Genomic DNA, 15167 nt, shown 5'->3' with positions numbered 1-15167 from the left:
TAGCAGTACGTTATCTCCTCCTTGGGAGGGGCGGGGTGGGCTAATAATGTTGATTTACCGAGCAAAACCTACCGTTTACCCTTCTGCCTAAGAGGAAGGACTGCTGGCATTGATTATGCATTGGAGAATTTGGGGAAACTCCTTAGCATGGAGGCTATGGGGACGCCTCCTCTCCTTTAATGTTGCAATTCGGTTGTTGAAATAGGCACAATTGCATTATGCATCGTACCCAAATTTACCTGTTTTATTTGACGGCTAAACCTCCGACATTTGGGCATGAATTATCTTATCCGATAAATAATCTTGCAGAAGCATGAAACGAATAACCTTACCTTGTGCACTATTGCTGGTTGCGCTGGCACAGCAATCGGTGGCGAAGAGGCCAAGCCAAACCGTAGAGTTTGTCCCTCAGTGGGCAAAGAGCGCGGTGTGGTACCAGATTTTCCCCGAGCGCTTCCGGAATGGCGACCCAACCAACGATCCAACCGTGAACGACATTAAGGGTGCCGACCCCGCCGATCCTCCTAAGCAATGGCAGGTGCACCCTTGGGGTAGCGATTGGTACGAGCGCCAGCCCTACGAGAAAGCTAATGGAGAACCCGAGCTATGGAAGCACATGCTCCGTCGCCGCTACGGGGGCGACCTTCAGGGGGTCATCGAAAAGCTCGACTACATAAAGGGTATGGGCTTTAACGCCATCTATCTTAACCCGATATTCGACTCCCCTTCGGCGCACAAGTACGACGGTGCCAGCTACCACCATGTCGATCCAAACTTCGGTCCAGATCCTGTTGGCGATAGGGCGTTAATGGCAACCGAGAATCCGCTAAAGCCCGCTACCTGGGTGTGGACAAAGGCCGACCTGCTGACACTAAAGCTCATCAAAGAGGCGCACAACAGGGGCATCCGCGTTATCTTCGATGGGGTATTTAACCATTTAGGGGCAAATAGCTTCGCGTTCCGCGATCTGAAGAAGAACCAGCAGCACTCTCCGTATAGGGATTGGTTTACCGTTAAGTCGTATGATGATAGCGTTAAGGGAACCAAGTTCGACTACGAGGGGTGGTTTGGCGTTAAGTCGCTTCCCGAGCTGCGCGAGGATGCGAATGGTATTGTTGATGGTCCCAAGCAGTACATCTTTGCCGCAACCCAGCGCTGGATGAATCCGAAGGGCATGGGTACCAAGTACGGCATTGACGGCTGGCGCCTCGACGTTGCCTACTGCATAGGTCATCCCTTCTGGAAGCAGTGGCGCAAGCACGTTCGCTCCATCAACCCCCAAGCCTATATGACCGCCGAGATTGTCGAAGCTCCCGAAAAGGTAAAGCCTTACCTCCTGGGCGATGAGTTCGATGCCGAGATGAACTACAACTTTGCCTTTACCTGTGCCGAGTTCTTCATCAACCCCGACTCCATGCGCATCAGCGCCTCCAAGTTCGATAGAAAGTTGCGCGATTTAAGGGAGTACTACCCTCAGGGTGTTGCCTACGTGGTGCAGAACCTCTTTGGCAGCCACGACGCCAACCGAATTGGGTCTCACATTGTAAACCGTGGCATCTGCAACTACCGCAACTGGGGCACATACTTTGGCAAGTCGCAGGCGGCAAACAATCCGAAGTATAGCGTTCGTAAGCCTAACGCCGAGGAGCTGCAGTTGCAAAAGCTCGTTGCAATTATGCAGATGACCTATGTTGGTGCTCCAATGGTGTACTACGGCGATGAGGTTGGTATGTGGGGCGGCAACGATCCCGACTGCCGCAAGCCTATGGTTTGGGACGATATTACCTACGCCGATGAGGTTTACAACGTCGATGGCTCCAAGCGCACCCCCGATAGGGTAGAGGTGAACAGGGAGTTGCAGGCGCACTACAAGAAGCTCATCGGAATACGCAACGCGAACCCAGCCCTACAGCTGGGCACCTTTAAAACCCTCATTGCCGACGATGCTAAGGACGTTTACGTCTTTGAGCGCGAGTACAAGGGACGCAAGCTAATAGTGGCTCTTAACAACTCCGTTAAGGAGCAGGTGGTTACCCTTGCAGGGGTAACAGGCCAATCGATGAGCGATCTGCTTAACGGGAAAACCTACAGCGCTGTAAAGGGTAACCTTACGCTTACCGTTTCTCCTAAGTGGGCTGATATCGTAAGGGTGCGCTAGGATATTCTTACTCATATTATGGTAAACCGCTAGATGATTTCTAGCGGTTTTTTTATGCCTGATGATTTATCGTAAGACTAAATTTTATACCTTCGTTTCGGGATTTTACGAAATACAATGGCAAAAAAGGAGAAATACTACACCGAAAAGCAGGAGAAGTTGGCACGATACGGTAAGGCTTTATCGCATCCCGTGCGAATTTTCATCCTCGACTACCTAGCCAACAACCTCGACAGGTGTTGCTATAGCGGTGATATGGTAGAAAATCTTCCGATTGCCCGTTCGACGCTCTCCGAGCATCTTAAGGAACTTAAGAATGCGGGGCTAATTCAGGGCGAGATAAATCCACCGTACATAAAGTACTGTATAAATAGGCAGAATTGGGAGGAGGCTAAGCTTCTTTATGCCGAATTCTTTAAGCGATAGCACATTTTTTTAAACAAACAGTTCGGGAATTCCCGAAATAAAACAGCTTACTATGGATATAAAAGTATTAGGTCCAGGGTGTACAAGGTGCAAGAACCTAGAGAAGATTGTTTACGATGCCGTAGCCGAACTAGGCGTGAATGCCACCATCACTAAGGTTAGCGATGTTGTTGAGATTATGAAGTATGGGGTTATGGCTACTCCTGCTCTTGTGGTTAACGAAAATGTAGAGATTAAGGGGCGCGTACCATCCAAGGATGAGGTTAAAGAGGTGCTCGCTAAGTATTAATTTATAGAATAGGTCGAATTTATGAAACATCTTTTTCTTTTAAGCCTAGCGCTTATGCTTGCTGTTGCTGGATTTTCGGCAGATGCGAAGAGCGCAAAAAAGGAGGCTAAGGCAACGGTTAACCCTAAGGTAGAGGTTTACTACTTCCACTTTACCCGTAGGTGCCCAACTTGCTTGGCCGTAGAGAGCGAGTCGAAGAAGGCGGTTGAGGCGCTTTATCCCGCGCAGGTTAAAAGCGGACAGGTGACCTTTACCAGCATCAACCTCGACGATGCGAGCAGCAAGGCCGCTGCCAGCAAGTGTAAGGCAGAGGGGCAAAGCTTGCTAGTGGTAAGCGGCAGCAAAAGAGCTGACCTTACCTCGAAGGGCTTCATGTATGCAAAATCGAATCCCGAAAAGCTAAAAGTGGCACTCGGAAAGGCTATCGAAGAGGTGTTGAAGAAATAGATTCGAGAGATGGAACTATTGCAAAGCATACTCGATAGCACACAATACTCATTTCTAACGGCAATTGTGCTAGGGCTGATGACCGCCATCAGCCCTTGTCCTCTTGCTACCAACATTTCGGCTATTGGCTTTATTGGGCGCGATATCGAAAATAAGAATAGGGTGTTTGTAAGCGGTTTGGTTTACACCCTTGGCAGAGCCATTAGCTACACCGGATTGGCGGTCGTCCTGTTTTTGGGCGCCAACCAGATGAGCATTACCATGCTCTTTCAGGGTTGGGGTGAAAAGCTGCTAGGTCCGTTGCTGGTTGTTATTGGGCTTTTTATGCTCGATGTTATAAAGTTAAACTTTCCGATGTTCTCTAAGCTAACCGAGACGCTGGGAGAGAGGAGCAAAGGAAGCTACTGGGGGACCCTGCTACTGGGGATGGTGTTTGCGCTTGCCTTTTGCCCCTACAGCGGCGTGCTCTACTTTGCCATGCTGATCCCAATAACCATAACAAGTGCAAGCGGGCTTTACCTGCCAGTGCTTTTTGCCGTAGCAACAGGGCTTCCGGTGATTGTTTTTGCCTGGCTGTTGGCTTTTGCCATCGGCAATGTCGGGAAAACGTACAACCGGATTAAGGCATTCGAGCTCTGGTTTCGCAGGGTGGTTGCCGTGCTGTTTATCCTGATTGGGGTATACTATATCGTGCTATTCTTTATCTAACCTTTTTTTGCCCATTCATTTCGGGATTGGTCGAAATAAAATTATTACCGTTATGCGATTGAGTAAGCCAGCTATTATACCTTTTCTCCTTCTTCCGGTTTGGTACCTGCTGTACCGAAGCCTACAGCCTGCAGCCGACTGGATAGTCGATTCGGCGCTTGGGCTCGAAAGAGGGGCTCACCTTACCGAAGCCTTGCGCTTCTTCATCTTCGAGGTGCCCAAGGTGCTACTTCTGCTAGCCCTAATCATCTTTTTTGTGGGTATCATTCGGTCGTACTTTTCGCCCGAGCGCACCCGAAGGATGCTGGAGGGCAAGTCGCTATTCACGGGCAACGTAATGGCGGCGGGGCTTGGCATTGTTACTCCATTCTGCTCGTGCTCGGCTATTCCGCTCTTCCTCGGATTTGTGGAGTCGGGTGTTCCGCTGGGGGTGACCTTTTCGTTCCTTATTGCCGCCCCAATGATTAACGAGGTAGCCGTGGTGCTGCTCTTCGGGATGTTTGGCTGGCAGACGGCGCTAATCTACGTTGTAACGGGACTGGCAATAGCTATACTTGCCGGTTGGACTATCGGAAAACTTCGGCTGGAGCATTGGGTGCAGGACTGGGTTTACCAAACCCGATTCAGCGATTCGGGCGATGCCGAGGAGACGATCTCCTTCGAGCAGCGCATCAGGTTTGGCTACGTTGCAGTGAAGGATATCGTAGGCAAGGTTTGGATTTATGTGATGCTGGGTATTGCCGTTGGGGCAGGCGCCCATGGCTACGTTCCCGAAGATTTTATGGCTTCGCTTATGGGAAAGTCCGCCTGGTATAGCGTCCCCCTGTCAGTTTTAATTGGCGTTCCGCTATACTCCAACGCGGCAGGAATTGTACCTATCGTTTCGGTGCTCATCGAGAAGGGGGCATCGCTGGGAACGGCTCTGGCATTTATGATGGCTGTAATCGGGCTGTCGCTGCCCGAGATGATTATCCTGAAGAAGGTGCTGAAGCTGCCAATGATTTTAACCTTTGCGGGTATCGTTGCCCTAGGCATTATGGTGGTGGGGTATCTGTTTAATCTGGTGTTCTAACAAAACATGAAATGAAGAGGAGTCAGAAGTGGCTTTATTCTACTGTTCCTTCAATTAAATTCAGTCGTCTACTGAATTAAGCGCAGTCGCTTGCTGAATTAAATTCAGTAGCTTACTGAATTCATCGCAGTCGCTTGCTGAATTAAATTCAGTCGCCTACTGAATTAATCGCAGTAGGTTGCTGAATTAAGCACAGTCGTTTACTGAATTCATCGCAGTAATTACTGAATTAAGCTCAGTCGTCTACTGAATTAACCGCAGTAGTTTACTGAATTAAATTCAGTCGCCTACTGAATTCATCGCAGTAGCTTACTGAATTAAATTCAGCCTAGAGTATGCTCTAGGGGCATTTGGGGGCTAATGGCTGGTGTTTGGCGCTTTTTAAGCGGGAGGTAAACGTGCGAGCGGGGTAGGTGCTTACGTAAAGAACCTACCCCGCTCGTTGTATCTTTGGGTTAGTGCTACTGCCCGATGCTTGCTTCGGGGCTTATTTCAGCCATTGTCTCATTTTCGAAGCGGATAACCCTGGATGGGAATTTTTTGATGAGGCTGTAGTTGTGCGTTGCGATGATGACCGTACAGCCGGTGATGCTGATCTCCAGCAGCAGCTTCATGATATCCTCCGATGCTTCGGGGTCGAGGTTGCCGGTGGGCTCATCGGCAAGCAGCACCTCGGGGTTGTTGAGCAGCGCTCGGGCAATGGCAATGCGCTGCTGCTCGCCTCCCGATAGCTGAAACGGATACTTGTAGTCCTTCAGCTGCATCTTCACCTTTTCGAGCACGTCGTTGATCCGCGTCTCTATTTCAACCCTGTTCTTCCAGCCGGTCGATTTTAGCACGAACTCCAGGTTTTCGCGCACCGAGCGGTCGTTGAGCAGCTGGAAGTCCTGGAATACCACGCCCAGCTTGCGGCGGAGCATCGGAATCTCCTTATTCTTAATCTTTCGGAAGTCGAATCCGCAGATGGTGCCTTCGCCTTCGTCGAGTCTGAGCTCTGCGGTAAGAACTTTTATGAGGGTTGACTTTCCGCTACCTACCTTACCCACAAAGTACACCAGCTGCCCCTTCTCGATGTCGAGGTTGACGTTGTTCAGTACTACGTTTTTACCTTGGAAAATGGTAGCGTCCTTTATCTCAATAATTGTGTTTAGTGCCATTTGCTTTAAATTTTAAGCGCCCTTGCGGCTTCAGATCATGCCTGAAGTTTTTTGCTTTCGTGGTAGTCGCCTGTTGCGATTCCGCTTTAGGGCTACAAAGATCGGTAAAGACAACGAATTAGCATCCAAAAATAGCAAATGTTTCAGTTCGTATTCGCTTAGCAACCAAAAAAAGAGTGAAGCTGCAGGGGGCGATTCTCCCATAATTTTGAGGGAGCTGCATCAGGTTCGGCTAAAACTTTCTATTTTTAGGCAGAATCTATTCTCAAGTCAATGGTAAAAAACTTAGCTAAAGGTTGTGCCTCCCTGCTCTTCTTTGTTGCAATAAGCTACTCAGGAGTAGGACAAACCACGCAGATCAACCGAAGTGATGAGCGCCTATATCGTGAGGCGCTGGAGCTGTTCGAAAAGGGAAAGTACGCCTCTTCGCAGCATCTTTTTGAGGAGTATACCTCCTCAATTGGGCAAAAAAATACGATGCAACGGGGGAATGCCGAATTCTACAAGGCTATGTGCGGCGTGCATCTCGAAAATAAGGATGCCGAACGCGAGGTGCGCAACTTCGTGATGCACTACCCCGAAAACCAAAAGGTAAACTACGCCTGCTTTGCGCTGGGTAACCTTTACTACAAGCAAAAGAAGTACGCCGATGCCGTTTACTGGTACAGCAGGCTGGAGGTTGACGCCCTAGGGTTCAACGACAAGTGCGAAAGCTACTTTAAGAAGGGGCTATCGTACTACTACACGGGTAAGAAGGACTTGGCGGCTCAGGCTTTTGCCTCCATCAAGGATGTAGACAACAAGTACTCGTCGCCGGCAACCTACTACTACTCGCAGATTGCCTACGAGGAGAAGAACTACGCCACCGCGCTAAAGGGATTCTCGATGCTGCTCAACGACGAGTCGTTCGGGCCAATTGCCCCTTACTACATCGTGCAGATATACTACATCCAGCGCAACTACGAGAAGGTGATCGAGCAGGGACCAAAGCTCGTTGAGTCGTCGACCCCATCGCGTGCCGCCGAGATATCGCGCCTGATTGGGGAGTCGTACTACCGGTTGAAGATGTACCCCGAGGCGTTGCCCTACATCAACCGCTACGCCGACGAGGCTAAGAACATCACCCGCGAGGATAGCTACCTGATTGGCTTCATCAACTTTAAGGCTGGCAACCATAAGAAGGCGGTAGAGTCGTTCGAGCGCATTGTTTCGGGCGAAGATTCGCTAAGCCAGAACGCCTACTACCATCTAGCGTATAGCCAAATGCAGCTGAATGCAAAGCAAAAGGCGCTTCAGGCATTTAGCATGGCCTCAAAGATGAGCTTCGATAAGGATATCCAGGAAGATGCGCTTTTCAACTTTGCCAAGCTAACGTTCGAGCTCAACTACAACCCGTTCAACGAGGCAATCAAGGCGTTCAACAGCTACATCGAGAAGTATCCCAGCAGCCCACGCGTCGACGACGCCTACGAGTACCTGATGATTGCCTACACCAACACCAAAAACTACAAGGCGGCGCTCGAATCGCTACAGAAGATAAAGAAGCAGGATGTTAAAACGAAGTCGGCCATTCAGCGTGTGGCATACTATCGAGGCTTGGAGCTGTTCCAAAACCTGAACTTCAAGGAGGCTATTGCTTCATTTGATTTGTCGTTGACGAACTCTAGCTATGACCATAAGCTTGCCGCATTAACGCAGTACTGGAAGGGCGAGAGCTACTACCGGTTGGAGGATTACGACAACGCCCAAAAGCTATACGGCGAGTTCCTGCTCGCTTCGGGGGCATTCGATCAGCCAGAGTATAAGCTGGCGCACTATGGCTTAGGCTACAGCGCCTTTAAGCAGAAGAAGTACGACGAGAGTATGACCTGGTTCCGTAAGTACACCGCATTTCAGGATGTTCCTTCGAAGCCAGCGCTGGCGGATGCCTACAACCGTATCGCCGACATCCTCTTCTACGAGCGTAAGTACTGGCAGGCTATCGAGAGCTACGATAAGGCGTACGCGCTAAATGCATCCGATCCCGACTATGCGCTCTACCAGCGTAGCTTCGCGCTTGGATTGGTTGATCGTCCCGAGCGCAAGATCGAATCGATGAACACCTTCCTTCAGAAGTATCCAAAATCGCCTTTTGTTGATGATGCGCTATTCGAAATAGGGCGTACCTACACCCAAATAGAGCAGTTTGATAAGGCAGAGGAGACATTCCAGAAGTTCTTGGATAAGAATAAGGGCTCTAACTACTACATCAAGGCATTGGTGGAGCTGGGCTTGATTAACGTAAACAAGGCTAACGACGATAAGGCTCTCGAATACTACAAGAAGGTGGTGGAGGATTTCCCCGGAACCAACGAGGCAAAGAACTCGCTTTTGGCGATCAAGGAGATCTACGTGGACAAGAACGACGTTGATGCCTACTTCACCTATGCCCAAAAGCTAGGAAAGGATGTAAGCATCGGCATGGCAGAGAAGGACTCGCTGATGTACTCTGCGTCGGAGCGCGCCTACCTAGCCAACGACTGCGCCAAGGCAATTCCCGGATTTAAGAAGTACATAGCATCGTTCCCCAATGGTGATTTCCTTCTTAACTCGTACTTCTACCTAGCCGATTGCCAGGAGCGAACTGGTAACCTAGGCGAGGCTGCTGTAGCCTACAAGTACGTTAGCGAAATGCCAAAGAACCAGTTCTCGGAAACATCGCAAAAGAAGTATGCAAGCATTAGCTACGGGCTGAAGAATTACAAGGATGCCTTAGCCGCCTACGAGAAGCTGGAGGTGAATGCCGAAAACAAGTCGAACCTACTTGAGGCACGTGTTGGGATGATGCGCAGCGCCAACGAGGATAAGCAGCTGCAGCAGGCTGCCGATGCCGCAACAAAGCTGATATCTACCGAAAAGGCTACCCCCGAGCTGCTTCGCGAGGCTCACTACGTAAAGGGTAAGTCTCTTTACGGGTTGGGTGATCTTGATGGCGCTTCGGCAGAGTTTGCGCAAATTGCCACCAACGTCCGAACCAAAGAGGGAGCCGAGGCTAAGTTTATGAAGATACAAATTGCCTACCAGCAAAAGAAGCCCGAAGCGGTAGAGAAGGAGGTGTTCGAATTTGCCGATATGAATACGCCATTCCAGTACTGGATCGGAAAGAGCTTCCTGTTACTCGGTAGAACCTACCTGGACAAGAACGATGCCTTCCAGGCTAAGGCAACCATTCAAAGTATTCTCGATGGCTACACCGTAAAGGATGATGGTGTGGTTGATGAGGCAAACAAGCTGCTCAAGGAGGTTGAGGAAGCCGAAAAGGCAAAGCAGAACGTTCAGCAAGCCCCTGTGGAGGTAATTCAAAAGTAAGCAATGATGAAGAAGATTCTATATACGATACTTGCGCTGACGCCAGCTGTGGCATTTGCGCAAACCCAAGATAATACGCTTAACAAGCAGGTGGAGGTTACCCGTTCGTACGAGCCAACCATCAACGATGCTTCGAAGCTAAATATAATGCCCAAGATAACGGATACGCTAAAGCTAACCCCTAGCTTTAAGTACTCCATCTTCTCGAAACCGGTGGAAACCTACTTTCCGGTTAAGCCTATTGCTGCCGCTAAGCTGGTCGAAGAGCCCAAGGAAGATCTGTACAACTTCTTCATCCGTGGAGGAATTGGCAACTACTCAACCACGCTCTTCGATATCTACTACAATAGCCCACGCAACGTGGATTACAGCTACGGTGCCTACTTTAAGCACCGCGCATCAACAGGTAACATTGGGTTGGAGAAAGGACCAAAGGTGCCAACGAACAACTCGAAAAACGAGATAGCGCTATTTGGCAAGAAGCTCTTTGGTACGAATATCCTGAGCGGAGGAGTATCCTACAGTCATAACAGGAACCTTTATTACGGCATTGATTCTGCCCAGATGGCTAAGCCTGCTTTCCGCTTCAACAAGGATTCGCTGCTCCAGCATTTCAACAGCATTAGGGCAGAGGTAAACCTGAAGTCGTTCTATTTGGATTCTACCCATATTAACTACAAGGCATCGGTTAGCTACGATTACTACAACGACAAAGCCGATTTTGGGGAAAATCATGTAACGGTAGGTGGCGAGGTGTTTAAGTATATCCAACGAGACTACCTAGGTGCTGGCTTAAACATTCTTCATGTTGGTAAGTCGGGTAGCTTCGATACGGTGTCGAATACGGTGGTAACCCTTGCACCAATGCTCCGAAAGTACGGAAGCTTCTATACGGCATCAATTGGCGTTAACTTCACCAACGACGCGTGGGGAAATAACACCAAAAGTTACTTCTTCCCTGTTGGGCATTTAACCCTCGATGCTGCCGGAAACTTCTTTGTGCCCTACATTAAGGTGGGCGGATACCTAGAGGTGAGCTCCTATAAGAAAATCACCACCGAAAATCCTTTTGTAATGCCCGGAATTTACGTGGAGAATACGGCGCATAAGATGGTGCTCACCGGAGGTATTAAGGGTAATGTAAGCGCATCGGTGTCGTACAACGTGTGGGGTGGCTACGAGCTAATCGACCATCAGTTCTTCTTCGTTAACCAGAAAGGCAGCAAGAGCTACTACAACAACTTCAACGTGATTTACGACAACATATCGAAGACTACCTTTGGTGGCGAGATTGCCTTAGCCGTAAAGAACTTCTTGGATATAGGCGTGCGTGCGCAGGTGTACAGCTACTCGCTGGATAAGCAGGAGAAGGCGTGGGGTATGCCAGCCTTCGAATCGTCGGTTGATGCAGCCTACCGCCACAACGAGAAGTGGACGTTTAAGGCATCCATCTTTACCGTTGGATCGCGCTACGTAAAGTGGATGGATAACTACAATAGCAAGGGTGAAGTTATTTCACCAATGATGCCTGCAATTAAGCTCAGCTCGTTTGTTGACGTCAATCTGGGCTGCGAATACCAGTTCACCAAGCGTATTCATGCCTTTATTAACATCAACAATCTACTCAATAGCGATTCGGACACCTACTACCAGTACAAAACCTACGGGATTAATGGCGTTGTAGGCGCCAGCTACTCGTTCTAGCCATCGGAAAAGGTTAAGCTATTAAAAGCGAGCAATAATCTTTGGCGCTAAAGCCTGTTGTTGGCTCAGATTTAGGATATAATTGCTATATTTGCATGTAATCCTGCCTAAGTTAATTTAAGGATTAATCTTAGGCAGGATTTTTTACGTGAATAGTAAGATCAAAACATAAATTTTTGCAAGTAATGAGCAATCTTGACGCAGAAAACAATGAGCTTAACTCAAACAACAGCTATTCGGCCGATAGCATTCAGGTGCTCGAAGGGCTTGAGGCAGTTCGCAAGCGTCCGTCGATGTATATCGGCGATGTGGGAGTTCGAGGCTTACACCACCTGGTTTACGAGGTAGTTGACAACTCTATTGACGAAGCTCTTGCCGGATACTGCAAGAACATCAACGTATACATAAACGAGGATAACTCCATTACCGTTGAGGACGACGGTCGTGGTATTCCTACCGATTTCCACGAAAAGGAGCAGAAATCGGCACTTGAGGTGGTGCTAACCGTACTTCATGCCGGTGGTAAGTTCAACAAGGATTCCTACAAGGTTTCTGGAGGTCTCCACGGTGTGGGCGTATCGTGCGTAAACGCGCTTTCGATAAAGCTTGTTGCCGATATCTACCGCAACGGAAAGCACTACCGTCAGGAGTACAGCCAGGGAAAGCCAATGACAGAGGTGGCGATTATGGGCGATACTGATCGTACTGGAACTACCATCACCTTTAAGCCCGATGCCGAAATCTTTAATGCCATCGAATACTCCTACGATATTCTTTCGACTCGTTTACGCGAGCTGGCGTTCCTAAATAAGGGGATCAGCCTTTACATACAGGATAGGCGTGAGGCTGAAGAACAGGTGGATGAAGAAGGAACCTCTACGCCTGGTTTTAAGAGCGATAGTTTTCTTTCGGAGCTGGGCTTGCGCGAGTTTGTAGACTACCTTGACGGTACTCGCGAGAAGCTAACCGAAAAGCCAATTTATATTGAAGGTGAAAAGAATGGGGTGCCAGTGGAGATTGCCTTCCAGTACAACACCAGCTTTTCGGAGAACGTTCACTCGTACGTAAATAACATCAACACCATAGAGGGTGGTACGCACCTTACCGGCTTCCGCCGTGGCTTAACGCGTACCCTTAAGAAGTATGCCGACGAATCGGGCGCGCTTACCAAGGTGAAGTTCGAGATTAACGGTGATGACTTCCGCGAGGGGTTAACCGCTGTTGTTTCGGTAAAGGTTGCCGAGCCACAGTTCGAGGGGCAGACTAAGACGAAGCTGGGTAACTCGGAGGTCTCGCTGGCCGTCGATCAGGCTACCAGCGCTGCGCTGGAGGCTTACCTAGAGGAGAACCCTAAGGATGCCCGCCAGATTGTTTCGAAGGTGATATTGGCTGCCACTGCCCGTCATGCTGCCCGTAAGGCGCGCGAGATGGTGCAGCGTAAAACCGTTCTTTCGGGATCGGGGCTGCCCGGTAAACTGGCCGACTGCTCGGAGCGCGATCCTAGCATTTGCGAGATCTACTTTGTCGAGGGAGACTCGGCAGGTGGTACCGCTAAGCAGGGGCGCGACCGTAAGTTTCAAGCCATCATGCCGCTTCGTGGTAAGATCTTGAACGTGGAAAAGGCCATGCAGCATAGAATCTTCGAAAACGAGGAAATCAAGAACATGTTTACGGCGCTTGGCGTTAGCATCGGCACCGAGGAGGACAGCAAGGCGCTTAACCTAGCGAAGCTCCGCTACCATAAGATCATCATCATGACCGATGCCGACGTGGACGGTAGCCACATCGCCACGCTAATGATGACCTTCTTCTTCCGCTACATGCAGGATCTGATTAAGGAGGGCTACCTCTACATCGCCACACCTCCGCTCTACTCGGTTAAGAAGGGCAACAAGATGCAGTACTGCTGGACGGATGACGAGCGCGACAGAATCAGCATGGAAATGAGCGGCGGGCGCGAAAACTCGATCCACGTTCAGCGATATAAAGGTCTTGGTGAGATGAACGCCGAGCAGCTTTGGGAAACCACCATGAGCCCTGATAGCCGAATTCTCCGTCAGATTACCATTGACAGCGCTGCCGAGGCCGACCGCATCTTCTCGATGCTAATGGGCGACGAGGTTCCACCACGCCGCGAGTTCATCGAAAAGAATGCCAAGTACGCCAAGATTGACGCGTAATTCCAGACGTTAGACGATAGATTTTAGATATTAGAGGAGGGCGCTTGCCTTCCTCTTTTTACTTTTATGAAAGCTCTTGAACGTTTAGCTATTTTCTAGGTTGTTGCTGCTGCTGAATCCTCCCTTCCTCCGTGAGGTCTTTTCTTAATTCTGCTACCTTTGCCGCACTTTAAAATGCCTATGCAAGCCGTCTGTTTTATCGTAAACTCCCAGAAGAGGAAGGTTAAAGGGCTGGTTGCCCGAATAGCGTCTACCTTTGAAAGCAGGTATGCGGTGATGTTTCTGTACACCTCGGCTAGCCGCGATGCCGAGCGGCTGGCGGTGCAGGCGGTGGAGCAGGGCTGCTCGTACGTTGTGGCCGTTGGCGGCGATGGCACCGTTAACGAGGTGGTGAACGGCCTGATGCTGCTCTCCGATGCACAGCGCAGGGCGGTTACCCTTGCCGTGCTTCCTTGGGGGACTGGTAACGACTTTGCCCGCTCTATTGGCGCCACGCCCTCGGTGGAGCGCCTCTTTGAGCTGGTTGAGCAGAACAGCACCTGCCAGGTTGATGTGGGCAGGGTGCAGTACACGCAGCCCAACGGGCTTGCCGCGCTTCGCTACTTCGTCAACATTGGCGATGTCGGCATTGGACCAAGCACGGTGATGATGGTGGAGCGGCTAAAGCGCTTCCTAGGGGCGACGCTGGCCTTCTGGATCGGCGGTTTTTGCACCATCTGCTTCCGCAGGCCGCAGGAGGTGGCCATCGAGGCGGATGGGTACTCGCATAGGGGTACGGTAATGGCCGTTTGCATGGCCAACGGGCGCTACTTTGGCAGTGGGTTGGGCATTGCCCCGCACGCCGTGGTCAACGATGGCATGCTGAACCTGGTGGTGGTGGGGCGCGTGTCGGCGCTCACCTTTCTCCGATTCACGGGTAAGCTGCGGAGGGCCGAACCCGTAATTCACCCCGAGGTGCGGTACGTGGAGGTTAGCCGCTGCCGTATTCTCTCCGAAAGCGACTGCCCGCTGGAACTCGACGGCGAGGTGCTGGGCGCTGCGCCGCTGGAGGTGGAGCTGCTGCCGGGCGCCATCTGCGTTGTGGTGGATACCTGCTGCTCGCGCGCCATCGATTCGCGTCTTAAGCCTGCCAGCATGGAGCGTTCGGGGGCATCGGTTACGGCTTGATCGGCCATCATGCTCTATAACGAAAAGGGTGGGCGGTAAAGTTCGCTGGGGCCCGCTTGCTTGTGAATACATCCAGCAACCTCGTGGTTGTTCTCTTCTTCTACTTCCTTTCACTAGCTTCTCTCGAGGCTAATCGCGTTGGAGCCATTTGGGGCTTCTGATCGCTGCTGTAGCAGGTGGGCGCTTGCTTACCTTGGCTGGTGCCGCATCTTGGCTGCCGCTTCTCCATCCGCAATTATTCTTAAAAGCTTTACGATTTTGGGTGATCCCCATAGGGTCTTGGAGGGCTTGTGGGGCCTTGCTTTTTGCTGGAGTGCCCCTTGTGTAGGCTTCTGTAAGGCGCTGTGGTATGCGGTTGTGCGGATTGTACATCTGAATAAATGGGCTACTTTTGAGGCGCCTTTTTTCGAATCATTCCCAAGCCTTGTTTGGGTTGGCTCTACTTGCTGCAACAGCCGTGGTTTCTGCTGATCCCTCGGCGATGCGCTACGCTGCAAATTTTAACCAACGC

11 protein-coding genes are annotated in these 15167 nt (G+C 50.4%); 10 read left to right on the top strand and 1 reads right to left on the bottom strand.

The window, feature by feature from the left end; translation table 11 throughout:
* The first annotated feature begins 313 nt into the window (after positions 1–313).
* The 6 genes from ACHZA1_RS03440 to ACHZA1_RS03415 all read left to right on the top strand — a co-directional run bounded on the left by ACHZA1_RS03440 (position 314) and on the right by ACHZA1_RS03415 (position 5100).
* Complete coding sequence (locus ACHZA1_RS03440) at positions 314–2158, top strand: glycoside hydrolase family 13 protein (RefSeq protein ID WP_320053837.1); 1845 nt, start codon at positions 314–316, stop codon at positions 2156–2158.
* Positions 2159–2275: 117 nt separating this feature from the next.
* Entirely contained in the window at positions 2276–2584 is a 309-nt protein-coding gene (locus ACHZA1_RS03435) for a winged helix-turn-helix domain-containing protein (protein WP_320053836.1), read from the top strand.
* A 52-nt stretch (positions 2585–2636) separates the two neighbouring features.
* Positions 2637–2873 (top strand): thioredoxin family protein, encoded by a 237-nt coding sequence (locus ACHZA1_RS03430; protein ID WP_320053835.1) that lies wholly within the window; start codon positions 2637–2639, stop codon positions 2871–2873.
* Positions 2874–2894: 21 nt separating this feature from the next.
* Complete coding sequence (locus ACHZA1_RS03425; RefSeq protein ID WP_320053834.1) at positions 2895–3320, top strand: nitrophenyl compound nitroreductase subunit ArsF family protein; 426 nt, start codon at positions 2895–2897, stop codon at positions 3318–3320.
* Between the two features lie 9 nt (positions 3321–3329).
* Positions 3330–4028, top strand: coding sequence for an aromatic aminobenezylarsenical efflux permease ArsG family transporter (locus ACHZA1_RS03420; RefSeq protein WP_320053833.1), 699 nt, complete (start codon positions 3330–3332; stop codon positions 4026–4028).
* Positions 4029–4080: 52 nt separating this feature from the next.
* Positions 4081–5100, top strand: coding sequence for a permease (locus tag ACHZA1_RS03415; RefSeq protein ID WP_320053832.1), 1020 nt, complete (start codon positions 4081–4083; stop codon positions 5098–5100).
* 461 nt (positions 5101–5561) lie between these two features.
* On the opposite strand, the gene ACHZA1_RS03410 is transcribed toward ACHZA1_RS03415, so the two are convergent.
* Positions 5562–6257, bottom strand: a complete 696-nt coding sequence (locus ACHZA1_RS03410) for an ATP-binding cassette domain-containing protein (RefSeq protein ID WP_320053831.1) — start codon at positions 6255–6257, stop codon at positions 5562–5564.
* Between the two features lie 273 nt (positions 6258–6530).
* On the opposite strand from ACHZA1_RS03410, the gene ACHZA1_RS03405 reads away from it, so the two are divergent.
* The 4 genes from ACHZA1_RS03405 (at position 6531) to ACHZA1_RS03390 (ending at position 14656) form a co-directional block, all read left to right on the top strand.
* Positions 6531–9605: a tetratricopeptide repeat protein gene (locus tag ACHZA1_RS03405; protein ID WP_320053830.1), complete on the top strand. Its 3075-nt coding sequence runs from the start codon at positions 6531–6533 to the stop codon at positions 9603–9605.
* Between the two features lie 3 nt (positions 9606–9608).
* Positions 9609–11309 (top strand): TonB-dependent receptor, encoded by a 1701-nt coding sequence (locus tag ACHZA1_RS03400; RefSeq protein WP_320053829.1) that lies wholly within the window; start codon positions 9609–9611, stop codon positions 11307–11309.
* Positions 11310–11494: 185 nt separating this feature from the next.
* Positions 11495–13489, top strand: a complete 1995-nt coding sequence (gene gyrB, locus ACHZA1_RS03395; RefSeq protein ID WP_320053828.1) for a DNA topoisomerase (ATP-hydrolyzing) subunit B — start codon at positions 11495–11497, stop codon at positions 13487–13489.
* A 180-nt stretch (positions 13490–13669) separates the two neighbouring features.
* Positions 13670–14656, top strand: a complete 987-nt coding sequence (locus tag ACHZA1_RS03390) for a diacylglycerol kinase family lipid kinase (RefSeq protein ID WP_320053827.1) — start codon at positions 13670–13672, stop codon at positions 14654–14656.
* The last annotated feature ends 511 nt before the right edge of the window (positions 14657–15167 follow it).

The sequence above is a fragment of the uncultured Acetobacteroides sp. genome (genome assembly GCF_963667355.2).
Lineage (GTDB): Bacteria > Bacteroidota > Bacteroidia > Bacteroidales > ZOR0009 > Acetobacteroides.
The sequence above is the reverse complement of the archived record's forward strand: the minus strand, read 5'-3'. Positions and strand labels throughout refer to the sequence as shown.